At 69.4% G+C, this 23,823-nt stretch carries 24 protein-coding genes; 11 read left to right on the top strand and 13 right to left on the bottom strand.

The genetic code is table 11. From position 1 onward, the window contains the following. The first annotated feature begins 51 nt into the window (after positions 1–51). Together CU044_RS01570 and CU044_RS01565 are read left to right on the top strand one after the other, a co-directional pair. A complete protein-coding gene (locus tag CU044_RS01570) occupies positions 52–606 on the top strand; it encodes an Rrf2 family transcriptional regulator (protein WP_240045263.1) in 555 nt (184 codons plus the stop codon). Positions 607–615: 9 nt separating this feature from the next. Beyond that, on the top strand, positions 616–1,221 hold the full coding sequence (locus CU044_RS01565) for a TetR/AcrR family transcriptional regulator (RefSeq protein WP_129766534.1): 606 nt from the start codon (positions 616–618) through the stop codon (positions 1,219–1,221). 150 nt (positions 1,222–1,371) lie between these two features. Here CU044_RS01565 and CU044_RS01560 read toward each other — a convergent pair whose 3' ends face one another. Further along, on the bottom strand, positions 1,372–2,334 hold the full coding sequence (locus tag CU044_RS01560) for a quinone oxidoreductase (RefSeq protein WP_129766532.1): 963 nt from the start codon (positions 2,332–2,334) through the stop codon (positions 1,372–1,374). A gap of 195 nt (positions 2,335–2,529) precedes the next feature. Then, complete coding sequence (locus CU044_RS01555; RefSeq protein WP_240045262.1) at positions 2,530–3,594, bottom strand: LLM class flavin-dependent oxidoreductase; 1,065 nt, start codon at positions 3,592–3,594, stop codon at positions 2,530–2,532. Between the two features lie 596 nt (positions 3,595–4,190). Here CU044_RS01555 and CU044_RS01550 point away from each other — a divergent pair. The 3 genes from CU044_RS01550 to CU044_RS01540 all read left to right on the top strand — a co-directional run bounded on the left by CU044_RS01550 (position 4,191) and on the right by CU044_RS01540 (position 7,044). Beyond that, positions 4,191–4,646 (top strand): hypothetical protein, encoded by a 456-nt coding sequence (locus CU044_RS01550; RefSeq protein WP_240045261.1) that lies wholly within the window; start codon positions 4,191–4,193, stop codon positions 4,644–4,646. 400 nt (positions 4,647–5,046) lie between these two features. After that, positions 5,047–6,066, top strand: a complete 1,020-nt coding sequence (locus CU044_RS01545; protein ID WP_129766528.1) for an aldo/keto reductase — start codon at positions 5,047–5,049, stop codon at positions 6,064–6,066. 102 nt (positions 6,067–6,168) lie between these two features. Further along, on the top strand, positions 6,169–7,044 hold the full coding sequence (locus CU044_RS01540; protein WP_129766526.1) for an LLM class flavin-dependent oxidoreductase: 876 nt from the start codon (positions 6,169–6,171) through the stop codon (positions 7,042–7,044). A 68-nt stretch (positions 7,045–7,112) separates the two neighbouring features. On the opposite strand, the gene CU044_RS01535 is transcribed toward CU044_RS01540, so the two are convergent. Both CU044_RS01535 and CU044_RS01530 read right to left on the bottom strand, forming a co-directional pair. Continuing rightward, positions 7,113–7,523, bottom strand: a complete 411-nt coding sequence (locus tag CU044_RS01535; protein WP_129766524.1) for a VOC family protein — start codon at positions 7,521–7,523, stop codon at positions 7,113–7,115. 89 nt (positions 7,524–7,612) lie between these two features. After that, positions 7,613–10,015, bottom strand: coding sequence for a right-handed parallel beta-helix repeat-containing protein (locus tag CU044_RS01530; protein ID WP_129766522.1), 2,403 nt, complete (start codon positions 10,013–10,015; stop codon positions 7,613–7,615). Between the two features lie 436 nt (positions 10,016–10,451). Between CU044_RS01530 and CU044_RS01525 the strand changes: the two genes are divergently transcribed. Beyond that, positions 10,452–11,018: a snapalysin family zinc-dependent metalloprotease gene (locus CU044_RS01525; RefSeq protein WP_129766520.1), complete on the top strand. Its 567-nt coding sequence runs from the start codon at positions 10,452–10,454 to the stop codon at positions 11,016–11,018. A gap of 144 nt (positions 11,019–11,162) precedes the next feature. On the opposite strand, the gene CU044_RS01520 is transcribed toward CU044_RS01525, so the two are convergent. Next, on the bottom strand, positions 11,163–11,348 hold the full coding sequence (locus tag CU044_RS01520; RefSeq protein ID WP_193563842.1) for a CsbD family protein: 186 nt from the start codon (positions 11,346–11,348) through the stop codon (positions 11,163–11,165). Positions 11,349–11,556: 208 nt separating this feature from the next. On the opposite strand from CU044_RS01520, the gene CU044_RS01515 reads away from it, so the two are divergent. Both CU044_RS01515 and CU044_RS01510 read left to right on the top strand, forming a co-directional pair. Then, positions 11,557–12,030, top strand: a complete 474-nt coding sequence (locus tag CU044_RS01515) for a carboxymuconolactone decarboxylase family protein (protein WP_129766518.1) — start codon at positions 11,557–11,559, stop codon at positions 12,028–12,030. Between the two features lie 219 nt (positions 12,031–12,249). Further along, positions 12,250–12,678, top strand: coding sequence for a hypothetical protein (locus CU044_RS01510; protein ID WP_129766516.1), 429 nt, complete (start codon positions 12,250–12,252; stop codon positions 12,676–12,678). A gap of 36 nt (positions 12,679–12,714) precedes the next feature. Here the strand turns inward: CU044_RS01510 and CU044_RS01505 are convergent, their stop codons facing one another. The 4 genes from CU044_RS01505 to CU044_RS01490 all read right to left on the bottom strand — a co-directional run bounded on the left by CU044_RS01505 (position 12,715) and on the right by CU044_RS01490 (position 16,618). Beyond that, complete coding sequence (locus CU044_RS01505; RefSeq protein WP_129766514.1) at positions 12,715–13,179, bottom strand: nuclear transport factor 2 family protein; 465 nt, start codon at positions 13,177–13,179, stop codon at positions 12,715–12,717. Between the two features lie 149 nt (positions 13,180–13,328). Further along, complete coding sequence (locus CU044_RS01500; protein WP_129766512.1) at positions 13,329–14,405, bottom strand: PP2C family protein-serine/threonine phosphatase; 1,077 nt, start codon at positions 14,403–14,405, stop codon at positions 13,329–13,331. Positions 14,406–14,630: 225 nt separating this feature from the next. Further along, positions 14,631–15,884 carry an oxygenase MpaB family protein gene (locus tag CU044_RS01495; protein ID WP_129766511.1) on the bottom strand — a complete coding sequence of 418 codons (1,254 nt, stop codon included), beginning with the start codon at positions 15,882–15,884 and terminating at the stop codon, positions 14,631–14,633. Positions 15,885–15,943: 59 nt separating this feature from the next. Continuing rightward, on the bottom strand, positions 15,944–16,618 hold the full coding sequence (locus CU044_RS01490) for an FAD-dependent monooxygenase (protein WP_165371742.1): 675 nt from the start codon (positions 16,616–16,618) through the stop codon (positions 15,944–15,946). Positions 16,619–17,112: 494 nt separating this feature from the next. On the opposite strand from CU044_RS01490, the gene CU044_RS01485 reads away from it, so the two are divergent. The 3 genes from CU044_RS01485 to CU044_RS01475 all read left to right on the top strand — a co-directional run bounded on the left by CU044_RS01485 (position 17,113) and on the right by CU044_RS01475 (position 20,156). Then, positions 17,113–18,117, top strand: coding sequence for an amidohydrolase family protein (locus CU044_RS01485; protein WP_129766507.1), 1,005 nt, complete (start codon positions 17,113–17,115; stop codon positions 18,115–18,117). Between the two features lie 46 nt (positions 18,118–18,163). Further along, a complete protein-coding gene (locus CU044_RS01480) occupies positions 18,164–19,330 on the top strand; it encodes an FAD-dependent monooxygenase (RefSeq protein ID WP_165371741.1) in 1,167 nt (388 codons plus the stop codon). A gap of 109 nt (positions 19,331–19,439) precedes the next feature. Further along, a complete protein-coding gene (locus CU044_RS01475; protein ID WP_129766504.1) occupies positions 19,440–20,156 on the top strand; it encodes a BPL-N domain-containing protein in 717 nt (238 codons plus the stop codon). Between the two features lie 71 nt (positions 20,157–20,227). On the opposite strand, the gene CU044_RS01470 is transcribed toward CU044_RS01475, so the two are convergent. The 4 genes from CU044_RS01470 to CU044_RS01455 form a co-directional block, all read right to left on the bottom strand. Then, entirely contained in the window at positions 20,228–21,133 is a 906-nt protein-coding gene (locus CU044_RS01470; RefSeq protein WP_240045260.1) for a hypothetical protein, read from the bottom strand. Beyond that, positions 21,130–22,395 (bottom strand): glycosyltransferase family 4 protein, encoded by a 1,266-nt coding sequence (locus CU044_RS01465; RefSeq protein ID WP_129766503.1) that lies wholly within the window; start codon positions 22,393–22,395, stop codon positions 21,130–21,132. The genes CU044_RS01470 and CU044_RS01465 overlap by 4 nt, the downstream gene beginning before the upstream one ends. A 156-nt stretch (positions 22,396–22,551) precedes the next feature. Then, positions 22,552–23,391: a M23 family metallopeptidase gene (locus tag CU044_RS01460; protein WP_345790108.1), complete on the bottom strand. Its 840-nt coding sequence runs from the start codon at positions 23,389–23,391 to the stop codon at positions 22,552–22,554. Positions 23,392–23,521: 130 nt separating this feature from the next. Beyond that, the gene (locus CU044_RS01455; RefSeq protein WP_129766502.1) at positions 23,522–23,740 is read right to left on the bottom strand and encodes an MbtH family protein; all 219 of its coding nucleotides are present in this window, start codon (positions 23,738–23,740) and stop codon (positions 23,522–23,524) included. Positions 23,741–23,823: the final 83 nt, after the last annotated feature.

Below are 23,823 nucleotides of genomic sequence, written 5' to 3'. Positions count from 1 at the left end.
TGGAGGCGTCGGGAGCCACCCGGCCAAGCGGCGGACGAGAGGGGTACGAGCATGCTGGACGTAAGGTTCTCCAGTGCGCTGAAGGCCATGCTCCTGCTGGGCCATGCCGAGGAAGAGGGCAGCCCCGTCCTCAGCTCGACCCAGCTCGCCAGGAGTCTGAACACGAACCCGAGCCTGGTACGCAAACTGATGGTCCCGCTGGTACAGGACGCTCTCGTCGCGTCCATCAGGGGCCGCAGCGGAGGTGTCCGCCTCGGACGGCCCGCGGACCGGATCACACTGGGAGAGGTCTACCGCTCATCCGTCGGCGACAAGCCGCTGTGGGCCCCCCGGCCCGAGGGGCCCCGGGAGTGCCTGGTCACCAACCACTCCGCCGAGTACTTCGCGAGGCTCACCGACGAGACCGAGGTGGCCGTCCTCGGCGCACTGGCGGGCCGCACCCTCGCCGACAGCCTCGACGAGTTGCGCGCCATCGACCGAGCCGACGGCGCTCCCGCTCCGGAACGGCCGTTCTCCGCGCCCCGTCATCAGCGTGCCCGCCCCGCCGGTCACGGTCCGGGCGGATCGGCCCTCCGTTACAGTGGACCGACTGGTCCAGTGTGTTGAGGTGGGTCGATGGACGCCGTGCTGACGCCGAAGGGGCAGGCCACCCGGGCGCGCATCATCGAGGGCGCCGCCCAGGTGCTGCGCGAGCGCGGTGTGGCGCTCGCGACGTTGGATGACATACGGGCGCGGACGGGCACGAGCAAGAGCCAGCTGTTCCACTATTTTCCCGACGGCAAGGACCAATTGCTGCTGGCGGTGGCGCGGTACGAGGCGGACCGGGTCCTGGACGACCAGCAGCCCTATCTGGGCTGCCTGGACTCCTGGGAGACCTGGTACCGATGGCGGGACGCGGTCGTCGAGCGTTACGAGGCGCAAGGCGACCAGTGCCCGCTGGGGTCGCTGTTCCTTCAGATCGGCCGCTCGAATCCCGGAGCCAGGGCGATAGTGGTCGAATTGATGCGCCAGTGGCAGCAGTACCTCGCCGCGGGGATCCGCGCGCTGCGGGACCGGGGTCTGGTCGGAGCCGACCTCGATGTGGAGCAGGCCGCGGCCGCGCTGCTGGCGGGTATTCAGGGCGGCGTGTCAATCATGCTGTCCACGGGCCAGTCCACACACCTACGGGCCGCGCTCGACGTCGGGATCACGCGTCTGCGGTCCGGCCCGATCGGCCGCTGACGGCAACCGGCCGGCCCACGTGTCCCACGCCAGGAGAAGGCGACGCGAAAGGCTGCCGCGCGGCGGGTGTTCAGCGAAGCGTGCGGAAGGTCCCGCGGAGGCCGGCGATGAACTCCGCCGGATTCCCCGCAGCAGCCAGGCCGACATCCGTCACGGCACGAGCAGAAGCTTTCCGGTCGTGCCGCGCGATTCGATATCGGCGTGCGCACTGGCCGCGTCCGCCAGCGCGTAGCGCGCTCCGATGCGCGCGGCGACCCGGCCGGTCCGGATCAGATCGAAGATCTCACCGGAGTGCCTGACGAGCGCGCCACGGGTGCGCACGTGGTCGCCGACCACCGGATAGGACATCAGGATGCTGTTGGGCATGTCCCTCGGATTGAGCAGCATGTCGCCCATCAGGACGCCGTAGTACGCGTGGACACCGTGCGTGCGCAGCGCCAGATGGGACGAGCGCAGCGTCGCCGGGCCCCCGCCGTCGTACACGACGTGCGCGCCCTCGCCGCCGGTCAGTTCCCTGACTCGCTCCTCGAAGCCGCCCCCGCTGGAGACCAGGACGTGGTCGGCCCCGGCCTCTTTCGCGACGGCGGCTTTCTCTTCCTGGGAGACCAGGCCGATCACCGTGCCCCCGCGTGCCTTGATCATCTGGGTGAGCATCAGGCCGACACCGCCCGCAGCCGCGTGCACGACGGCCGTATCGCCGGGCTTGACGGCGTAGGTGTCCGTGATGAGGTGACTCGCGGTCAGCCCCTGCATCATCACCGCCGCGGCCGTCTCGTCGTCCACGTCGTCCGGGACCTTCACCAGGGAGGCCGCCGGGATCGCGAGCAGCTCGGCGTAGCTGCCCTTGTGGTAGTACCACGCCACGCGGTCGCCCACGGCCAGGTCGCGCACTCCGTCGCCCACCGCCGTTACCCGGCCCATGCCCTCGACCCCCAGGACGGTGGGAAGCGACCAGGCGGGAAGCGGCCCGGTTCGTACGCCGACGTCCATGAAGTTCACCCCGGCGGCGCCCAGCCGGACGAGCGCCTCGCCGGCACCGGGCTCCGGGTCCGGGAACTCGGTCCAGGCCATGACCTCCGGGCCGCCGTACTCGCGTACGAATATCGCATGCATGGGAACTCTCCTATCGCCTCGCACTCCGCCGCGATCAGGTCGCGCGCGGGTTTGACGTTCTGAACGTGAGGCCGACAAAAATGGACCAGTAAGTCCAGAAATGAGGCTGGAGATATCGAGGCGGACGGCGGGTTCCGGAACCCGGCGTGGGCTGGGGAGTTGGAGTCGGCGGCCGGGCCCGTCCGCTCGCGATGGTCAGCGCAGCCTGGGCAGCAGGTGGTCTCCGATGCGGATGGTCTCCTCCTTGTACGGGGTGTCGGAGAGGACGAAGTGCGTGATGCCCAGCGCGCGGTAGTTGTCCAGCGCCGTGGCCACGTCGGCGGCTGAGCCGACCAGCCAGGTGGTCGCCGCTCCCCCGCCGCCGACCTTGCCGGGGGTGGTGTACAGGCAGGTGTCGAGGACCTCGCCCCGCGCCGCGAGGTCGAAGAGCCGCTGCTGTCCGGCGGCGGTCCTGCGGTTCCCCGTCCAGGTGGACTCCCCCGAGTCCTCCGCCATCTTCGCGACCTTCTCCTCGGCCGCCCGCCATGCCTCCTCCGTGGTGTCGCGCACCAGCGTGGTGATCCGCAGTCCGAACTCGAGGGGCTTGTGCCGGCGTCCCACCCGCTCGCTCAACTCCTTGAGCCGGCCGATGCGTTCGGCGAGGCCGTCGAGCGGTTCGCCCCAGAAGAGCTGGACGTCCGCCTCCGCCGCCGACACCCGTTCCGCGGCCTCGGAGGCGCCGCCGAAGTAGAGCGTCGGATGCGTCCTCGTATCGGTGGCGTACGGGCGTGGCGCGACCGTGGATCCGCCGACCTGGAAGTGCTCGCCGTCGAACGTCACGTCCTCCTCGGTCCACAGGCGCCGTACGAGGTGCAGAAACTCCTGGGTACGGGCGTACCGCTGCGCGGGGTCGCTGCGTGTGTCGCCGTAGGCGGCCAGGTTGTCGAGTCCGCTGACGATGTTGACCAGGACCCGGCCTCGGCTGAGCTGGTCGAGTGTCGCCGCCGCGGCGGCGAAGTGGGCAGGCTGCCAGTAGCCGGGGCGGATCGCGATCAAGGGCTTGAAGGTGCTGGTCCGGGCGGCCAGCGCGGTGGCCACGGTGAAGGTGTCCGGGCGCCCCCAGCCGGTACCCAGGAGCGCTCCGCCCCAGCCGTGCGCCTCCGCCGTGCGGGCGAGCTCGGTGGAGTACTCGATGGAGCCCCAGCCGGTCGTCGTGTCGTCGCCGCGGTGGCCCGGTTCGATGGTGTTGGGGATGTACCAGAGAAATTCCAGACTCATCATGATTCCGATCTCTGCTCGGCAGACACCGCGGCGATGGCGGCGAGCTGGGCGGACCGCGCCTGCACGCGGTCGGGGTGGCGACGCGAATCGCCGAGTCCGGAACCGGTCAGGACGTCGCCACGCAGCCGCGCGAACGCTCGCCCCTCAGGACGAGCGACGTCCCGTCCGTCGTCGCGGACGCCATACGGGGAGGGGCTGGAGGGTCAACAGCGTGCGCTGGACACACGAAGGAGGTCGACACACAGCTCGCGGGTGAGCAGCAGGACCTCATACATGCGATGGAGTCTCTGCGTGATCGATCAGAATGTCAATGCGCACCATACGCCGGGGCGTGGGCGCCGTACGCGGCGACGCTCAGGCCCGTGGCCCGGCCCGCCCTGCCCCTGACTCCTCTTCGGCTTATCGGGAGAATTCGGGGATGTTCCTCTGATTCACTGGGACGTATGGGGACCGGGGAACTCATCGCACGCACGCGACGGCTGGCGGCACACGAGGTGCGTTGGATGGTGAGCCTCGGACTCTGGGCGGTTCGGCGGACGAACGGGGTGGGGGTCGCGGATACCGCTCTTGGGTATGCGCGCGCTCAAGCACCCACGATGTACGGGCTGGTGATCGTGCTGGTGATCGAGACGATCGGGGTGTCGATCATGCTCGCCCCCTATCCGGCCGTCCACCTGGTCATGCTGCTGGTCGACCTCTACACGGTGCTGCTCGCACTGGGGCTGCACGCCGCCGCCGTCACACGCCCGCACACCGTGGGGCCGGGCGGGCTCCGGATACGACGCGGAGCACGGCTCGACCTTCACCTACCTCTCGATCTGATCGTGTCCGCACGCCATGATCTCCGGTTCCCCGACGCGAACAAGACAGAGGACGGGGTGCTGACCGTGGCCGTCGCATCGCAGACCTCGGTCACCATCGAACTGGCCCACCCGGTCACCGCCGTAAGCCTGTTGGGACGGCGCACGGAGGTGCACACCATCCGCTGTCACGCCGACGAACCGCGAGCCGCCGTCGCCGCGATCAAGATGCTGCTGCCGACCGGCAACTGACACCCTCACCGCAGGACGCTCTCATCCACGTCCGCGCACGGTGAACCAAGGCCCTCGAAGCGGCCGGGTTCACCGAGACCGGCGCCGACGTGCCGCCCGTCACGGTTGACGGGCCGCATGACGCCGACACACTCCCGATGACGATGACCGTGCTCCGCCCTGCCCGCACGCTTCGCCGAGCGAGGCGGTGATGCCGGCGGGCGAGCGCCCCGTTCACCGCGCGCCCCTCCGCTGTCACGCTTGCCAAACGGAACAGCGTTCCGTATCGTCCGTACCGGAACAAGGTTCCGTTTACTCATGATGCCGGAGTACGGGCCGGACGACCACACCACGCGTTGTCACCACGCGTGTGTCACCACCTGAGGCCACCACGCCTCACCCGCAATGGAGGAACACGGTCATGCAGTACCGCACTTTGGGCCGCACCGGTGTGCAGGTCAGCTCGCTCGCACTCGGCGCGATGAACTTCGGCACGATCGGGCGCACCACCCAGGACGAGGCCACCGCTGTCGTCGATGCCGCTCTCGAGGGCGGGATCAACCTCATCGACACCGCCGACATGTACAGCGACGGTGAGTCGGAGGAGATGGTCGGCAAGGCCATCGCCGGCCGCCGCGACGACATCGTGCTGGCCACGAAGGCGGGCATGCCGATGGGCGGCGAGCGCAACCATCAGGGCAGTTCGCGCCGCTGGCTGGTCACCGAGCTGGACAACAACCTGCGCCGTCTCGGTGTCGACCACGTCGATCTCTACCAGATCCACCGGTGGGACCCGCGCACCAGCGACGAGGAGACGCTGTCGGCTCTGACCGACCTCCAACGTGCCGGAAAGATCCGGTACTTCGGCTCCTCGACGTTCCCCGCGTACCGGCTCGTGCAAGCCCAGTGGGCCGCCCGGGACAACCAGCTCGGCCGTTACGTCACCGAACAGCCCAGCTACTCGATCCTCCAGCGCGGGATCGAGACCCACGTACTGCCCGTGACCGAGGAGTACGGGCTCGGTGTGCTGGCGTGGAGCCCGCTGGCCTCGGGCTGGCTGTCGGGCGCGATCCGCGCGGGCCGGGACATCACCACCAGTCGCTCCACGTTGATGCCGCAGCGCTTCGACACGACCATCCCCTCCAACCGGGCCAGGCTCGACGCCGTCGAGCAGCTGGCCGGAGTCGCCGACGAGGCGGGCCTGACCCTGATCCAGCTCGCGCTGGGATTCGTGACCGCGCACCCGGCCGTGACCAGCGCGATCATCGGCCCCCGCACGCTGGAGCATCTGCACTCGCAACTCGCCGCCGCGGACACGGTGCTCCCCGCCGACGTACTCGACGCGATCGACGCGATCGTGGCCCCCGGTGTCGACCTGGCCGCGCACGAGAAGCACGACACTCCGCCGGCGCTGCTCGACCCGTCGCTGCGGCGACGCTGACGGTGCGGAGCACGTCCCGCACCGTACCGGACGAGTCTCCCGCTGGAACCTCGGCAGCGCGCCCCATCCGGCGCTGCCGGTGCCGAAAGGACCAACAGCTCCATGTCGCACCTACCCCGGCCTCGTTTCGGGATCATGACCGCCCCCTCGCAGGTCGACTACCACGACGTCCTGCGGGTCTGGCGCGAGGCGGACACGATCCCGGAGATCGAGCACGCGTGGCTGTTCGATCACCTCATGCCGATCGGCGGTGACCCGGACGGACCGGCCTACGAGGGCTGGACGCTGCTCTCGGCCCTCGCCGCCCACACCCGACGACTGCGGCTCGGCGTACTGGTGACCAGCAACCGGTTCCGGCCACCCGCGATGCTGGCCAAGATCGCCACGACCGTCGACATCGTCTCCGGCGGACGGCTCGACTTCGGCATCGGCGTCGGATCACGCCCAGGCCATCCCCTGGCCCGCCGTGAGTACGAAGCACACGGCCTGCCGTTCCACGATTCCGCGCACGCGGTGGGGAGTCTCGCCGAAGCCTGCGTGGTGATCCGGCGGTTGTGGACCGAGGAGAAACCGTTCGACTTCCACGGCACGTACCACCACCTCACGGGAGCGTTCGGCAATCCCAAACCCGTCCAGCGTCCCCACCCGCCGATCCTCATCGGCGGACGCTCGTCCCCGACGCTGCGCGTGGTCGCCGAGCACGCCGACCTGTGGAACATCCCGGGCGGCGACATCGACGACGCCGTCAGCCGAGGCGCACTGCTGGACCGCTACTGCGCCGAGATCGGCCGCGATCCCGCCTCGGTCACCCGCTCGATCCACCTGCCCGTCTCCTACGACCGGCCCACCGTCACGCGCGACGCGATCGGTGAGGCGATCGACGCCGGCTTCCGGCACATCGTCCTCGGACTGCCGGCGCCCTACCCCGCCGATGTCGCACGGTGGGTCACCGACGAGCTCATCATCGGGTCGGTCTGAGGCGCGTCCTGCCGCGAGGCGGACCTCGGTGACGCCGGGGGCGCCAGGACGCGGCACCGCCGCATGGCTCAGCGAAGCTCCTGGATGCGCACCATGTTGCCCGCCGGATCACGGAAGGCGCAGTCGCGGATGCCGTACGGCTGCTCGGTCGGCTCCTGGACGACCTCGGCGTCCCCGGCCTGTACCTGCTCGAAAACACCGTCGAGGTCCCGGGTCGCCAGCAGGATCCAGCCGTAGGTGCCCTTGGCCATCATCTCGGCGATGACGCGTCGCTCGTCGTCGGTGACCCCGGGGTCGGCGGTCGGCGGTGCCAGGAGGATGGACGTGCTGGGCTGGCCGACGGGGCCGACCGTGATCCAGCGCATCGTGCCCTGTCCGACGTCGCTGCGGACCTCGAAGCCGAGGACGTCGCGGTAGAAGGCCAGGGAGGCGTCCGGGTCGACATGCGGGAGGAAGCTCGTGTGAATGGTGATGTCCATGACGATCATGCTAGGCGCGGCTCATGACTCGCGCTTCTCGATTCCTGACCGGTGCCGGCCACCCGTTGGGCCGTCCGAGGACGGTCGGGTCAGCCGATCCGTTCGATGACCGCTGCTGTCGCCGTCGCGGTGTTGCCCGCGCCGGCCACGGACCATTTCGCGGTGACGGCGACGTCCATGTCCGTTGTGGTGTCGTTCGTGACGGCGCCGTCGGACATGGACGTCACGACGGAGGCGGTGCCGTATTGCTGCATGAGCGTCAGTCCGCCGGCCCAGGTGCCGGAGACGCCGTTGCCGATGCAGTGCAGGACGGCCTCGGCCATCCATCCCTTCCCGGACACCCCGGATCGGGCCGTCACGGTCGCCGGTGCGGCGATCACCGTGCCGCCGATCTTCAGGCCGAAGCCGAGCGTCGGCGTCGCCGTGGTGCTCGCCGTGCCGTACACCCGGACCCGGTAGGCGGAGCCGGGCTGAGGGTCGTTGCCGGGGATGGTGACCGTGGCGATGGCGGTCTCGGTGGCCGTGTCGGCGACGGTGGCGAGCGTCCCGTTGGACACGATGGCGTGGACGAGGTTCGATCCCGGCAGGACGGTTCCGCCCTTGGCGGTCACGACCGGGTCCGCCGTCGAGGTGAGGAGCGCCGCGGCGACGGTCCAGCCGTTGCCGGAAAGGTCGTTGTCGGTGATCACGCAGCCGGTCGCGGCCGAGGTGAGCGAGATCCCGTTGACGGTCGTGCCGGAGCCCTTCATCACCTTGTTGCCGGTGACGTGGCAGCCGGACTGCGATAACCGGATTCCGGCGACGGCGGCCGCGCGGATCCTGTTTCCGGCGACGAGGGCCCCGGCTCCGGCGCGGCCGTCGGTGCCGCCGCCGATGACGATGCCGTGGTTGGAGCCGGTGGTGTCGACCACGTTGTCCGTGACGGAAGCGGCCGTGCACCCGGCGACGTTGACGGCGTTCGAGAAGGTGTTCGTGAGTGTGTTGCCGGTCAGGTTCACGCCGTCCGAGTACTGCGGGAAGATGCCTGTCGACCGCACACCGTCCACGGTGTTGCCGGACACGACCGCGCCCGGCGTGCACTGCGGCTGGATGCCGTTCGCGGTGGTAGCGGCCGCGCCCCTGATCGTGTTGTTGTTGATCACCACGTCGGTGATCGGGGCCGTGTCGTACCCGAGGACCCGGATCCCGGACCCGGTCTGCGTGCCCTCGATGATGTTGTCGGTGATGGTGATGCCGTACGTGGTGTAGACGGTGCCGGCGGCCGGGTCCGGGACCGACACGTGGACACCGGACGCCGCGGTGTTGCGGACGGTGTTGCCGCGGATCTTCGCGCGGCGCCAGTTCCAGCCGCGGATCCCGCTCTCCAGCGCTCCCTCGATCACGCAGTTCTCGATGACGATGTCGTCGAAGTACCTGGCGGCGACCTGGGCGTGCGAGCCGATCGCGCGGCCGAAGGTGCCCAGACGTGCGCTCGGGCCGAACCAGCAGCCGGAGACACGGATGCCGACCGCCGGTGTTCCGTCGAACGCTCCGATGCTGCTGCTGCCCGACTTGGCGATGTCGATCTGGATGGCCTCGGACGACCGACGTGAGCCGTCGCCGCTGTTGTCGATGAAGCCCTCGAAGCGGCAGGCCTCCACCACAGCGCCGTTGACCGCGTTGAACTCCAGCGCGTGAGCGCTCGACGAGTCGAGGAGGCGGCAGTCCCGCACGGTGATGTCCGCGCAGTGGATGAAGCACATGGTGTTCGTCGTGGCGGTGACGATGCCTGTGCCCAGGCTCGCGGAGTAGGCGTTGCAGTCCCAGGTGCCGCCCAGGATCTTGATGTGGGAGTGGCCGCCATACCCGTTGAAGACGTCGGTGCCGTAGAAGTTGCGCAGGACGCCGGTGGTCGCGTGTGTGGAGCGGATGGACGCCCCATAGGCCCAGATCGTGGTGTTCGCCCGGACCACCATGAACGTGTTGACGTTGTACGTCCGGCCGCCCGGGAACAACACGCTGCCGCCGCCGGCGTTGTACGCGGCGTCCAGCGCGGCCTGGATGGGTGCGGTGTCGTCGGCGATGCCGTCGCCCTTCGCCCCGAACGCCGTCACATCGAACAGGCTCTGCCCGGCGGAATCGAACCGGGCCGCGGCGAGCGGGCCGGGGGTGGTCGTCGTGTCGAACGTGCCTTGGATGTGTTCGAGGGCCCTTGTCGCGGCCTCACGCGCGGCCTGGTGCCGGCGCACCGGCCGGCCCGCCGCGTCGAGGTACTCGTACTCGATCGCCGCGATGCCGTCGATCTTGAAGGTGCGGACCGCCCCCGGTGCGGGGTGGCTCGCCGGGTTGGAGCGCAGTGCGCCGATCGGGGTGATGCCATCGGCCTCGTACAGGGCCGTGATCAACTCTCCGGTGCCGGCGACACGGACGTTGACGGGGCAGTCGGGCAACACGCCTCCGGTCGCGGTGGTGAGGACATCGGACGGGGTGCCGCCGTAGGTGTAGATCGCCATCGGAGCAACGCCTCTCGGTCGAACCAGTAACTGCCGCTGATGTCTGCCCACATACAGCCGGACCCGCCACTGTCCTGGGAGTCGTCCGAGGCGCCGAGCCGGACGCTGTACTGGGCGCCGTGCTGCGAGAAGAAGAGCATCGCAGCCGGTGTGGACTCGTCGGGGCCCGGACCTCGTATCGGTCGGCGCCCCTCCGTGGTGGACCGGTCAGGCTGAAGAATGCCGAATCGGAGGCCACCTGGCTAGGCCCTGTCCGGCCCGTGGCACCCGTCCGCTCGAAGCCACCAACTCCCGCCCCGGGCCTACTGGTTGGGCCCGATGGCGATGGCGTTCGACACGGCCGCCGGATTGACGGATTGGTGTCGGTCCTCTCTGGGCAGTGAGCAGGAAGTCATGTCATGTGCACGACCAACTCTCTCCTCTAAGGAGGCCGACCATGCACGTCCGTAAGTTGACCAGCGGGTTCGCTGCCGCCCTGGCCCTGACCTTTTCCCTGGTGGGTGGCCAGGCCGTGGCCGCTCCTTCCGCGGACGCCGACAGAGCCCTGGCCGCGCGTGTCGTCACCTACGACGCCAGCGGTTCCGCGGAATTCAGGTCGGCGGTCGACCGGGGTGCGGCAATCTGGAACGAGAGTGTCGACGCCGTCGAACTGCGGCCGGCCGCGGCCGGGCAACGCGCCAACATACGGGTCCTGGCGGACAACGGCTGGCCTCGCGCCATCACCACCTCGCTCGGCAACGGAACCGTCTACATCGGACGGCAGGCGGTGAACGAGGGCCACGACACGATCCGCATCTCGTCTCACGAACTGGGCCACATCCTGGGGCTGCCGGACCGCAAGCCCGGCCCCTGTTCGAGCCTGATGTCCGGTTCCACCGCGGGAACCACCTGCACGAACCCGTACCCGAACACGGCTGAGAAGGCGGAGGTCGAGGGCAACTTCGGCGGTGCGTTCTCGCGGACGGGCGGAGCGGTGCCGCTCAACGTCATGATCGTGGACTGACACCCCGCACGGAACCCCGGGCGGGAGTGACCGTACGCCCCGGAGCGCGGAGCGCGTTCCGGGGCGTTCACAGCTCGGGGAGGTCCGGGGCGACATGCGCGGGCCCCGCCGGGCTCGGCGGGGCCCGCGAAAAAAAGGGGCGGCTCAGTCGTCGTCGCTCATCGAGTCCTTCACGCCCTTGGCGCGGTCGCGGGCGTCCTCCATGGCGTCCTTCGCCTTGCCCTTGGCCTGGTCGGTCCTGCCCTCGGCTTCCTTGCGGCGGTTACCGGTGGCCTTCCCGGTCATCTCCTTGGCTTTGCCTTTGGCTTTGTCCATCGCGCTGTCGTTCACGGCGGCTCCTCTATGGCGGGGATGCAGACAAAACCACGTTAATGCGGATGAACCAAACCCGCCCCTCGCCGGCTTCCCGCGCGACAAGCGCGCCCTCGGGCGACAGCCGCTGCGGCAAGGGAGACGCACGTCACACCCGGTCGTGTCACATCTCCCCGAGGCGTTCCGTCAGTGAGCTGTCATCACCAAACACGGCAAGGAGTCCCTGATGGACGCTCGCTTGAACCTCTTCGGCAACCCGATCGCGGCCAAGGCCCTCAAGCACATCGTCGCGGCGGGCAAGGTGCTCTCGGATGCGGCGCTGCCGGCCACGACGCAGGAGCTGGTGAAGCTCCGCGCCAGTCAGATCAACGGCTGCGGCTTCTGCACCGACATGCACACCAAGGACGCCGCGCACGCCGGTGAGACCTCGGTGCGCCTCAACCTGGTCGCGGCCTGGCGCGAGGCCACGGTGTTCACCGATGCCGAACGCGCCGCCCTGGAGCTGACCGAGCAGGGCACCCGCATCGCCGACGCGGCCGGTGGAGTCACGGACGAGGTCTGGGCGAACGCCGCCAAGCACTACGACGAGGACCAGCTCGCCGCCCTGGTGCTGGCGATCGCCCTCATCAACACCTTCAACCGCATGAACGTCATCGTCCAGCAGCCCGCCGGCGACTACCAGCCCGGCCAGTTCGGATAACGAGGAGCGGCGGACCGGGACCGCCGGTTCCGTTCCGCACCGGCGGCACACGCCCTGGGCGTCCTTCACCGGGGCCCAGGGCGCGTTGTTCCGGTACGCGCGGAGGCCGTCGCTTGGTAGACGTGAGGGCGACAACCGGTCCTCGGGGATCCAAGGTCGTTCGCCCTGACTGCCGGGCGGCACCGGCCATTGTCAGTGCCTCCTGGCAGGATCACCGGCATGACACCGTTGCTTCTCACCGACATCGAACAAGCCGTCCGCAGCAGTTGGAGTGCCGAGACATGCACGCCCGAGTTCCGGTCGCGCTGGAAATACGACAACCCGGCCCGGGACCAGTGCGGGGTGACCGCCCTGGTGCTCAATGATCTGCTGGGGGGCGAGCTGATCCGGGGCGAGGTCCACGTCAACGGGGAGCGTGTGGACTACCACTGGTGGAACCGCCTGGGCATGGGCATCGAGATCGACCTCACCCGCGAGCAGTTCGCGCCGGAGGAGATCGTCACCGGAGGCATCGTCATTCCCCGCCCGCCGGTGACCGAGTTGCGCAGACTCCGCGAGGAGTACGAGCTTCTCCGTGACCGCGTCCTGGAGAAGCTCAACCGGCAGTCGACGCCGGCCTCCGCAGCCGCGGCTGGTCAATCGGTCTGAACCTGTCCGGCCGGTGCGCGGGGGCGCGGCGGGGGGCTAGGAGCCGGTGCCGGTTTCGGCGCGGCGCACCGGCACCGCCGCGCCGATCGCGTCGAAGACGGCCAGCGGGTCGAGATAGTCACGCCAGTGCGTGATCTTGCGGTCCCTGATGGTGATCACGGAGACGAAGTGGTTGTCGTACGGCCGTCCCGTGGCGACCGCCCGGCCGTGTACGACGTACTCAAGGACGACGACCGAGGTCTCGCGGTCATGGTGGACCGCCAGGCCGTCGGCGCTCTCCGCGGTCATCGTGTCCCCGTAGCCGCGGTACAGCTCGGCCAGGGCCTCAAGGCCCTCGACCTTCCGGGGGTAGTCGGGCACGGTGACCACGTACTCGGTCACGACGTCGTCGGTGAACCACTCGAAGAAATGATCTCCGTCGACCAGACCGTCGAGCCCCTGCCCGATGATGTGGAAGAAGGGCTCCAGTGCCGTGAAATCGCCGAGATTCTTCACTGCCATGTCATTCCTCGATTCCATACCGCGAGTGATCGACGCGGAGAGAGTCCGGCCCGGACTCGGCGGCTCCCTCACAGGTCGGACACTACGACGGCACCAGGACAGCTCCGGTCCTGATCGTGAAGGCGGTGAGACATCGCCGGCCGGCCACGTCAGGGGATCCTGACGGCGAGTGTGGCCATGTCGTCGTCGCGGGGGCCGCCGGTCCATTGGTGGATGGCGTCGGCGAGTTCATCGAGCAGGGCGGCCGGGGTGATGGGCCGGGTACGAGGGAGGCGGAGCTCTGTTTCCGGGGCGTAGAAGGCGCCGTCCGGGGCTCGGGCTTCTGTGACGCCGTCGGTGACGAACAGCAGGATGTCACGAGGTGCGAGAGAGAAGAGGTCGGGGCCGGAGCGCTGTCCGGTGAGGGTCCCCATTCCGAGGGGGACGTCGGGTGTGGTGGCGGTCAGGGCTGTGACGCTGCCGGTGCGGATGAGGTAGGGCTCGGGGTGTCCTCGGTTGATCACCAGCAGCGTTTGTCCCCGGTGGTCGATCTGGGCGATCAGCGCCGTGGCGAATTCCTCGTGGCGTTCCTCGTCCCGGTGCTCCGCGTTCTCCCGTTCGAGGGACTGTTCCAGCCGGGTGGCGAGTTCGCCGATGTCGGACACGTAGTGGGCCGCTTCGCGGAAGGCGCCGATGAGGGTGGAGGTGGTGGACACGGCTCCGGTTCCCTTGCCGCGTACGTCCCCGATCAGGATGCGTACGCCGTAGGGGGTGTCCTGGATCGCGTAGGCGTCGCCCCCGATCCTCGCCTCGGCACCGGCGGCCTCGTAGTGGGCGGCCACCTGTAGCGGGCCGATGTGTGTGGGCGGGTTCGGCAGTACCGCGCGCTGCATGGTCTCGGCCATGGAGCGAACGCTGGCCAGACGCTTGTTGTGGCGATAGAACATGCGGTTCATGTCCAGGCCGATGAGTGTGGCGAGCACGACGTTGGTGATCGCCGACCAGCCCATGGGGTTCAGCAGCACACCGGTGCGCCAATCCAGCAGCACGGTGACGCCGAGCGCGAACACCCCGGCCCACACGGCGCCACGGAAGCTCATCATCGCGCCTGCCAGTACGCACGCGGCTGAGATCAGCGGTACGCCCGTGTAGTCGGCCGGGGTGGTGACATCGACGACGACCGCGATGACCATGATGGTGTGCGGGGCCCATCGCGCGTACGACCATCGAGCGGTGAGGCGGTCCATCCCTCATTCCCCCGAGCGGCTCAACGACGGGTGCCCTTGCGCTCCCAGCCTTAACCGGACGGGAAGACGGCCAAACCATCGCTCCGGCAAACGGCAACCCGCGACCGGTGCGAACAGTCACCACCGCCCATGTCGTGGGTACCCGGTACGTACGTCACCCTGGTCCGCTCCGATCGAGGCGCCGGACGCCTCGATCGGAGTGGACCGGTTCAGGCGGCCGTTCCGTTACCGGGTGAGGGTGTCGACGGGCTTGAACTTCGCTTCGCCGCCCTCGAGGTTCTTGTCGAGGAACTCGTGACGCGCGCGCCGGTGGGTCTGGTCGATCCACCCGGCCACGCCGGGGACGTTGCGGCGCAGAGTCTCGCGTGTCACGTTCGGGATCACCCTGGCCAGCGGAGCCAGGCGCCACAGTCCGGGATCGGGCAGGCCCGTACCGCTGTAGCTTTCCTCGCCCAGATAGAAACGCGCGTGACCGAGCTGCGCCTTGTAGCGGAGTCTGCCGTAGACCTGACGCAGCCCCCGGGCGTCCTCCGGGGGAAGGTAGGTGTCCATGAACGACCGGCACAGTTCCTGGGAATCCCTGTCGATCTTCGGTTCCTCCGCGAGCCCGATCAGCAACTGGGCCTTGAACGCGTCCGTCACGGTCTCCGGGTACCAGGGCGACTCGACGCCCATGAGGTGTCCGACATAGCGCCAGTGGTGCATCATCGCCTCGATGTCACCGTCGGTGGGCCGGTATCCGAGAAGTTTGAGCTGCATCCCGGGGGCGAACGAACTGAGCAGCAGCGTCCCCGTCTGCGCGAACTGGCTGATGGGCATGCCCAGCCTGGCCCGGTCCCACTCGGGATGCGGCAGCAGGGTGTGGCGGATCATCGAGTGCAGAGTGCGCACGAAGACCGCGGAGCGGCGTCCGACACCGCCGGGGCGCAGGGCCCCGGGCTCGGTCGTGTCCGTCCAGAGACGGGAGGTCTCCAGGAACCGGCCGAACGCCGACCCGCCCGTGTAGGCGCCGGTCAGCGCGAGCGGCTTGGCGACGGTTTCCAGCGCGTAGGCGTTGAACGTGGACATACCGAAGTACGGATACAGCTCCTTGCCGTACCGCCGGAAGACCTCCGCGCCGTGTTCGACCTTCGCCCAGTCCACCCACTCCGGGTCGGTGTTGATCTGCTCGAACAGCGCCACCAGTTCCGGGGAGGCGTCCTTGACGCTCTCGATGCCGCCGAGGAGGGCCTGCTCGACATCCTTCCTGGCGCGGGACTTGCCCTTGGGCGAGGCGAAGGCGGCGTCGATGTAGGTGTCACCGAGCCGGTCCCCGGTGTTCATGGCGCGGCCGAACGCCGTCGCCAGTTCCTCGGAGACGTCGAGGTGGCTCCTGGCGTACTTCTCCAGCTTCCACTTGAGCGACCGCCCCGCGGGGGTGTCGATCGTACGGAAGTACGCGAAGGACTCCGGGATGGGCAGTTCTGTCGACTGCGCCATTGGTTTTCACCACTTTCTGATGGTTGGGCCTTACGTGGCCGGTCGGTTCGTCCGCCGGTTCACCGGCGATGTGACGTGCGCGGGGTGTGCGGAGCATGCGTCCCGTCCGGGACGATCGGGCGTGAGTGGGCGTGGTGCACGCCGAGCTGGACGCCGAGGGAGCACCACTCCGTACGGCGGGTGGCGGTGATCCGGTCGCCGGCCGCGACGCGGGCTTCTTCGTTCGCCGGGTCGTCCGGCGCCGGATCGGGCAGGATCGCCTTGTCCGCACGGTAGTTGTGCCAGGCGCGGCGGCGGACCAGGCGCTCGGTCTGCGGGCGGCGTTCCGCGGTGTAGGTGTCGAGCAGAGTGCCGGGGGCCCAGCCCCGCAGGACGGCCTCCAGTTTCCAGCCGAGGTTGGCCACATCGCCGAGGCCGGTGTTCATTCCGTGCCCGCCGGAGGGGCACATCCGGTGCGCTGCGTCGCCCGCCGGCAGGACCCGGCCGGAGCCGAAGGACTCGGCCACCACCGCGTCACCGCTCCACTCCCGGGTGTCGAGTACCCCGACATCCCCGGCCGCGCGGTCCAGCGCCTCGGCGACAGCCGCTCGGACCTCGCCGGGTGCGGGCGACTCGCCGTCCGCGAGCGGGTAGGTGACGCGCCACAGATCACCGCCGTCGAGTGAACCGAGCACGATCCGGCGGGGGTTGACCAGCGCCCTGCGGATCGGGGAGCCCGCGCCGTCACACGCCACCAGACGGCGCGACCGTACCGTCCTGCGCGGTGTGGATGTGGTGTCCGGCCCGGGGAAACGTGGGCACGCCCGAGGGGATGAACCGTCACATCGCCGATGCGCATGGAAAGCCCTCCAAAGGGTGGTCCGCCCGTCCCGCATCGACGGGGGGCGACATGAGGTGTGCGGGGTGGCGAGTGCCTGCCGAGGAGGGGCGGCCTCCAGGGAGGCGGGCCCGTTGTGGTGTCGACCGTAGACTTTAAAGAGTCAACTGTCAATTTAATTGACGCCGTGGAATCACCAAGCGATCCCGATCGTGAAGATGTGACGATCAACGGCAAACATAGGGGCGCATGCGCACGAGGCAACCACCTCGCATATTAATTGACTGCAAACACTTTAATGCCTACGGTGGATACCGTAACGACCGCATCCGACGTCCCTGGCGTGTCACGCCGGAGCGCGTCGGAACCTCGCCGGCGTGCGATGCCGGACGCGGCGTGGTCAGCATGTCCATGTACCAGGAAGCAGAGGTGCTCGCCGTGTCCGCTCAACGCATCGATGTCCACACTCACGGCATCCCGGACGAAGCCGTCGCGCTCCTCATGGCCCGGGGGCACCGGCTGACCGGTGGCTATCGCATGTCGGTGCGCTGGTCACCGGAGGCCGCACTCGCCTATATGGACCGGCAGCGGATCGCCGCCCAACTCCTGTCCATGCCGCTGGCGTTCGCGGGGTCGGACGACGACCCCGAGTTCGGAACCCGCCTGTCGCGGATCATCAACGAGGGGCACGCCGAGCTGATCGCCCGGCACCCCGACCGCTTCGGAGCCTTCGCCACCCTGCCGGCGGACGGGCCCGACGTGGCACTGTCGGAACTCGCGTACGCCCTGGACGAGCTACGGCTCGACGGAGTGGTGCTGACCTCGAACGTACTGGGCCGCTACTTCGGCGACCCGTCCCTCGAACCGGTGCTGGCGGAGCTGGCACGGCGGGGCGTGCCGGTCTTCGTGCACCCGGCCGACTGTCCGCACATCGATGTCCTGGGCTTCGGCCGTCCGAGTTCGGTCGTCGAGTTCCCCTTCGACACCGCGCGTACGATCACCAACGCCCTCTACACCGGCGTCTTCCAGCGCCATCCGGGACTGCGCCTGATCCTCGCGCACTGCGGCGGGGCGCTCCCCGCACTCGGCTGGCGGATCGGCGAACACACCGTCATGGGACGCGGACCGGACGACGCGGACATCGACCCGGACCACGTCGCCGAGGTACTGCGCGGGCTCTACTACGACACGGCCCTCGCCGGAAGCCGCAACTCGCTGCTGCCGACCCTTGAGGTGACCACCGCGGACCACATCCTCTTCGGCACCGACTGGCCCGCCGCCCCGGAACCCACGGTCGTACGCAACATCGACAACCTGACGGGCTTCGACGGCTTCAGCCCGGACGAGTTGCGCGGCGTGGAGTGTGACAACGCGCTCACACTCTTCCCCCGCTTCGTGCGAGGACCTCGCCGGTGATCCGCCCGACAGCCACCCGCTCGCGAGGCGCCGACGAAAGGGAACTGTGAAAGACATCGCGATCATCGGAGGCGGCCCCGGCGGGCTGACCGCGGCCATCGCACTGGCCCGGCGCGGCATCCGCAGCACGGTGTTCGAGCGCGACGGCCCCCCGGAGACCATGCCGCGCTTCAACCCGGACCGCTCCTATCCGATCGACCTCACCGGTCACGGACTGCGGGCGGTGCGGCATATCGACGCCGTCGCCCACTTCGACGCCCATATGACCCCGTTCCGCGGCATCAGGAATCGCGGCAGGATCGTCGACGCCTGGTCCGAGCCCGGCTGGATCGGTTCGCGAGGCGACATCACGCGGGCGCTGATGTCCGTCGCCGAGGAACGGCACCGCGGCCTGATCGACTTCGCCTTCGACAGCGGGATCAGCACCGTCGACGTCCGGGCCGGCACGGTGGCCGGGCGGACCTTCGACCTCGTCGTCGGCGCCGACGGCGCGGGCTCGGTCGTCCGGACGGCGATGCGGGAGCAGATCGAGGGGTTCACCGTCGAGACCGGCGCCATCCCGAACTACGGGCTCGTCCTGGAACTCGACCGGGTCGGCGACCAGTTGGACAGACGCTATCTGAACGGGCTGGCGATGAGCCCGCTCACTCTCACGGGGGTGATCCTCGACGAGTCCAGGCCGGACGGCGTGCGCTGGATCTGCTTCGTCGGGGTGAACAAGCCGATCGGGTTCGCCTCGCCCGAGCAGGCCGCCACCTGGCTGCGCCGGTACGTTCCGCTCGCTCTGGACCTGACGAGTGAGCGAGCGGTCGCCGACTTCTCCGGGCGCGAGGCCGTGCACCTGGGCCAGCGGCTGACCTGCTCCCGGTTGTACGGCGGCCGGGCCGTGCTGATCGGGGACGCGGCTGCCGCCTTCCCGCCGATCGGCCAGGGAGGCAACGCGGCCCTGGAATCGGCGGTCGTGCTCGACGAGATCCTGGCCTCCGGACCGCCGGAGACCGCGGGCGCGCGCTTCGAGGCAGCCTGGAAGCCCGAAGCGGACGCACTCACCTGGATCAGCGGTCAGGTGCGCTATCAGAGCCCGTGGGCGACTGCCCGTGTGGCGATCTCGCAGGCGCTCGGGGTGAACGTGATCAGAGAGGCCAAGAGTTCCACCCGCTCCTACGCCGATGTCCGGCGCTCGGCCCGCCGTCTCGGCCCGCTGTGGGCCTGAGCACGGCGGTGGCCCGGGTGAGGGATGAACGTTCCGGTGGCGTGCGGTGGTGTCTGTGGTGAGGGTGTCATAAGGGAGGTTCGGCCGGCCGACGGGAGTCGAGGGGATCATGAACGACGTGCGCGCCGGTGTCCGGCTCCTGCGTGATGCTCCCGCCGCGCGCCATGCGTCCCCGCTGGCCCTCGTCTACCGGGGGCGTACACAGGAGGACATGGACTGTGCCGATACGGTGGCCGGTCTGCTCTCACGAGGCCCCTGGGGCCTGGACGTCCGTACTACCGGGCCGCGGGGGGAACTGCCTCTGTCCTCCGGCACGCTGGCGCGGGCCCGGTTGTACGCGCAGCCGGGCGGCGGCTCCCTGACCCCCGCCTACCGGGAAATGAGGCGGCACGCCGGGGCGATCCGCGACTTCGTCGGAAACGGTGGCAGCTACCTGGGCTTCTGTCTCGGTGGCTACCTCGCCGGACAGGACGAGGGGTTCGGTCTCCTGCCCGGCGAGGTCGACCAGTACATCGTCTCGCCGGGCGCCACGGTCAGGACCGAGGACGACAGCCTGGTCGAGATCGAGTGGCGGGGCAGTCGGCGTCTGGTCTTCTTCCAGGACGGACCGTACTTCTCGCTCCGTCCCGGCCCGGGTACGACCGTGCTCGCCAGGTACCCGAACAACCTGGCCGCCGCCCTCGTCACCTCGTACGGCGCGGGCAGGGTCGCCGTCGTGGGACCCCACCCGGAGGCCACCGAGGACTGGTTCGAGGACGCCCCGCTTCCCTTCCAGGACACACACGATCTGGCAGTGGACTTCGCCGGCAGCGCGCTGGACGGCTGAGCGCGGCCACGGACGTGGAACGGCTCCCGCTGAGCGGCCTTTCCGAGCCGCTGCCCCCGGGGGCCGCCCCGTCAGCCTGGCGTGATCTCCACCGACAGGTCGTTGTCGACCGTGTAGTAGGGCCGCGCCGTCAGGCCGTCGACTGCCGTATCCGGATACACGAAGACCTTCTTGCGGTCCGCGAGGTCGTCCAGGAGCCGCGCCATCCGGATCAGGGGTGCGCCGGCGGTCGGGCGTGCGAACACGTCCCACACCGCCGGGCCCGCGCCGCCCGGTGTGCTCAGCAGGTCGCGGTAGCCGACGGTGAAGGAGAAGGCGTGATCGCTCTCGGCGGTCAACTCCACCTCGCGAGTGGGGCCGCCCCTCCCCCGGCGGCGCAGCAGTGCCGCCGCCCCGGTGTCCAGTCCGGCGCCGAAGAGTCGGCCCCGTACCGTGGCCGCGCCGTCGGCGACACGGATACGGTCCGCCTCCGCGTGTGTGGGGCGCAGCCAGGAGCGTACGGCGAAGTAGCCGTCCAGGGTGGCGTACGGGATCCGGACCGCCACGGGTGAGTGCGTGCTGTCGTGAGCACGGCCCGTCACCAGGGCCCGCAGGTCGCGGACGCCGGGGAGGAGCCGCAGGCGCGGTTCGTCGGGCGAGAGGAGTACGTAGGCGTCCCACCGGCCTTCCTCGAAGGCGGGCGCCGGGTCGATGGTCGCCTGCCAGCGGTCCTGGCCGGGGGCCGGTTCCAGCTCGAACACGCGCCTGACCTGTTCGGGTTGTCCCTTCGGCGGACGCAGACGCAGCAGCAGCCGGGGCCGGGAGTCCGGGGCTTTCGGGCCGGGCGGGGAGGTGAGCCGTACGACGATCCGGTTCTCCCCGTCCACCGTGCAGTCGGCACGAGGGCGCGGCCTCCCGGCGCCGGGCCCTTCCTCGCGCGGGCTTCCGTCGCCGTGGCTTCCGCCGTCGCGGTGGCCACCGTCGCGGTCCGGGCTCATCGCTTTGCCTTCCGTACGGACTTGAGGATGGTGCTGGCCGCCGAGTAGGCGGCGTCGCGGGCCGCGTAGCCGCCGGTCACCAGAGCGCGGTCGATGCCGGCGGTGCGCGCGGCGGGAGCGCGGCCGGCCGCCCTCGCCGACGCCAGCGCGTCGAACAGTTCCTCGGCCTGTCTCACAATCGGCCCGGGGGCATACCGCTCCGAGTTCTTCAGCGCCGTGCGCCCCATCCGACGGCGTGCCTCGTCGTCACGTACGAGGTCGAGCAGGGCGGCCGAGAGCGCTTCACGGTCGCCGACGGGCACCAGCCTGCCGTCCGCGCCGTCCGCGATGATCTCGGCCGGACCGTGCGGACAGTCGGTGCTGACGACGGGAAGACCGCAGCGCATCGCCTCGACGATCGTCATGCCGAAGGGCTCGAAGTTCGACGTCGCGGCGGCGATCGAGCCCTTGGTCCACTCGGCCTCCATCGGAGTCGCGGCGCCCATCAGGAAAACGTTGTCGTACAGGCCCAGTTCCTCGATGAGCCGTCTGAGGCGGCCGTGCTCCTCGCCCTTGCCGTAGACGCGTAACTGCCAGTCGGGGCGCTCGGCCACCACTGCCGCGAACGCCTCGATGAGCAGGTCGTACCGTTTCACCCGGACCAGCCGCCCCGCGGCCACCACCACGGGGGCGGTGCCGTCCGAGGGCGGGAGCGACGGGTCGGGGACGCTGTTGGGCAGCGCTTCCACGCGGACGCCCGGCAGCCACATCTTCTTGCGGTACGCGGCGGCGTCGGCGTGGGTGACCGTGGTCAGGGCGTCCAGACGCGGATAGACGCGGCGCAGTACGCGGCGCAGTCTCGGCGGATGGTTGTCCAGGGTGAGATGTTCCTGCCCCACCCGGACGGTCCGGGCCGGAGCCTGGAGGGCGATGTGCACATTCAGGCCCGGCCGCGTGCCCACCACGACATCGGCGTCCGTCGTCCGCAGGAACTCCCCGATCCGCTGGTCGGTGAGCTCGCTGTACTGCCCGTAGCGGTACTCGTACGCGGGGAACACCTTCGCCGGGTTCGGATACAGCGGATGTTCGCTCTCCTGCCGCAGGTCCACGAGCGGGCGCAGCCGTATGCGCGGATCCGGGGTCAGGTTCGGGCTCTCCCGGTGCCGGAACACGGAGACGATTTCCACTTCGTGCCGCTCGGCCAGCGCGCCGGCCATGTTGTACGTCGTGGTGATGGTCCCTCCTATCCCATAGGCGTTGTGTATGAGGAAAGAAATCTTCATGCTGATATGGATCAGGATGTTCACCGTGGCGTTGCCCGCGTTATGCGATCTTGAGGCAACCGCGTCGAATCCGTGTCCGATGACCCGTTCACGCACGCACGCGTGCTCGTCCTCCGCCCGGGGATCTCCGGTGATTCTCCGGTGATCTCCGGAGTCTCAGTCGCTCAGCGCGACCGGCCGGTCCGAGGAGAAGTGGGTCAAGTCCTCCGGCACGCCGCGGTGTTCGTTCCCCTCGTCATCGTGGTAGCGCCACTCGAACGGCACGCCTCGCGCGGTCATCACGTCCGGGCCGTCCATCAGCTGGAAGTGCAGATGCGGCTCGGACGAGTTGCCGGAGTTCCCGCACTCCGCGAGCTCCTGCCCCGCCGTGACGCGGTCGCCCACGCCCACTCGGAGGGAGCCGCGCCGCAGATGCGCGTAGACCGCGTACACACCGTCACCGATATCCAGCACGAGGTAGTTCCCCAGCAGATGGCACGGCCATCCCATGATCCGCACAAAGGCCTCCAGGTAGAGGAAGGCCATGCCGGGCAGTGACGTCCGGGTGAGGTGGTCACGCTGGCGGCTCGCCTCCGCGACGACCACTCCGTCGGCCGGGGCGAGGAGGGGCCTGCCGAAGGACGGGTAGGAACGCGGACGCCGGCCGAGGGGCCACCACCAGTTGGGGGGCGGTGCGGGCGATGTGTCCGCGTCGGCCCGCGGCGGGTTGTGGATCAGGTCGATGGCAAAGGTCTGGGCATGGCTGTGCGTATGGCTCGGGACTTTCGTGGCAGGCCCGTTGAGCGCCGTCCACCGGCCGGTGGCGGGCAACCGGACCAGCACGGGCCGCCGGGCCCCGGGCGGGCGTTGGGCCCGTACCAGGGCCCAACGCAGGAACAGCCCGACCGCGAGCAGCGCGACGCCCATGTACCACAACGGTCCGATGCCTTGGACGTTCACCGCGATGCACAGGATTCCGGCACCGAACAGCAGGCCATGGCGCTTCCACAGTGTCACCGGCAGGTACACCCCTCGCACATTCCCAGAAGCGGGGGCGCTTCCGGCAGACGGACGATCCGTCAGTCACGGGCCGATGTCGGCCCCACCCTCAGCAGTACCATCCGATGTCCCGTTATCGCCATCGGGTTCAGGCCGGGGTGTCCGATGTCTCTCGCAAGGTGCGCGGACGCATGTCGGTCCAGTTCTCGTTGACGAAGTCGATGGCGGTTTGACGGTCCACCTCGCTCAGCGCCGCCGTCCAGCCCGCCGGGACCGGACTGAAGGAGGGCCACAGGGAATGCTGGCCCTCGTCGTTGACCAGGACATGGAAGACACCGTCCGTGTCGTCGAAGGGGTTCGTGCTCACAACAGATCATTCCTCTCACGGGAGCGGGGCGAAGGCCGGGGAACGGGGCGGGAGTTCAGGGATCGGGCGGTCAGAGATCGAGC

Origin of the sequence: Streptomyces sp. L-9-10, assembly GCF_004151105.1 — a bacterium.
Lineage (GTDB): Bacteria > Actinomycetota > Actinomycetes > Streptomycetales > Streptomycetaceae > Streptomyces.
Note: the sequence above shows the minus strand (reverse complement) of the source record. Positions and strands in the feature narration are given on the sequence as shown.

Excerpts from the sequence above, each read along its gene's own strand:
- CU044_RS01550 (WP_240045261.1), top strand. The coding sequence starts at position 4,191 with ATGTACGGGCTGGTGATCGTGCTGGTGATCGAGACGATCGGGGTGTCG.
- CU044_RS01505 (WP_129766514.1), bottom strand. The coding sequence starts at position 13,179 with ATGGCAGTGAAGAATCTCGGCGATTTCACGGCACTGGAGCCCTTCTTC.
- CU044_RS01510 (WP_129766516.1), top strand. The coding sequence starts at position 12,250 with ATGACACCGTTGCTTCTCACCGACATCGAACAAGCCGTCCGCAGCAGT.
- CU044_RS01475 (WP_129766504.1), top strand. The coding sequence starts at position 19,440 with ATGAACGACGTGCGCGCCGGTGTCCGGCTCCTGCGTGATGCTCCCGCC.
- CU044_RS01565 (WP_129766534.1), top strand. The coding sequence starts at position 616 with ATGGACGCCGTGCTGACGCCGAAGGGGCAGGCCACCCGGGCGCGCATC.
- CU044_RS01570 (WP_240045263.1), top strand. The coding sequence starts at position 52 with ATGCTGGACGTAAGGTTCTCCAGTGCGCTGAAGGCCATGCTCCTGCTG.
- CU044_RS01530 (WP_129766522.1), bottom strand. The coding sequence starts at position 10,015 with ATGGCGATCTACACCTACGGCGGCACCCCGTCCGATGTCCTCACCACC.
- CU044_RS01545 (WP_129766528.1), top strand. The coding sequence starts at position 5,047 with ATGCAGTACCGCACTTTGGGCCGCACCGGTGTGCAGGTCAGCTCGCTC.
- CU044_RS01465 (WP_129766503.1), bottom strand. The coding sequence starts at position 22,395 with ATGAAGATTTCTTTCCTCATACACAACGCCTATGGGATAGGAGGGACC.
- CU044_RS01470 (WP_240045260.1), bottom strand. The coding sequence starts at position 21,133 with ATGAGCCCGGACCGCGACGGTGGCCACCGCGACGGCGGAAGCCACGGC.
- CU044_RS01555 (WP_240045262.1), bottom strand. The coding sequence starts at position 3,594 with ATGATGAGTCTGGAATTTCTCTGGTACATCCCCAACACCATCGAACCG.
- CU044_RS01525 (WP_129766520.1), top strand. The coding sequence starts at position 10,452 with ATGCACGTCCGTAAGTTGACCAGCGGGTTCGCTGCCGCCCTGGCCCTG.
- CU044_RS01515 (WP_129766518.1), top strand. The coding sequence starts at position 11,557 with ATGGACGCTCGCTTGAACCTCTTCGGCAACCCGATCGCGGCCAAGGCC.
- CU044_RS01495 (WP_129766511.1), bottom strand. The coding sequence starts at position 15,884 with ATGGCGCAGTCGACAGAACTGCCCATCCCGGAGTCCTTCGCGTACTTC.
- CU044_RS01540 (WP_129766526.1), top strand. The coding sequence starts at position 6,169 with ATGTCGCACCTACCCCGGCCTCGTTTCGGGATCATGACCGCCCCCTCG.
- CU044_RS01560 (WP_129766532.1), bottom strand. The coding sequence starts at position 2,334 with ATGCATGCGATATTCGTACGCGAGTACGGCGGCCCGGAGGTCATGGCC.
- CU044_RS01500 (WP_129766512.1), bottom strand. The coding sequence starts at position 14,405 with ATGGACCGCCTCACCGCTCGATGGTCGTACGCGCGATGGGCCCCGCAC.
- CU044_RS01485 (WP_129766507.1), top strand. The coding sequence starts at position 17,113 with ATGTACCAGGAAGCAGAGGTGCTCGCCGTGTCCGCTCAACGCATCGAT.
- CU044_RS01535 (WP_129766524.1), bottom strand. The coding sequence starts at position 7,523 with ATGGACATCACCATTCACACGAGCTTCCTCCCGCATGTCGACCCGGAC.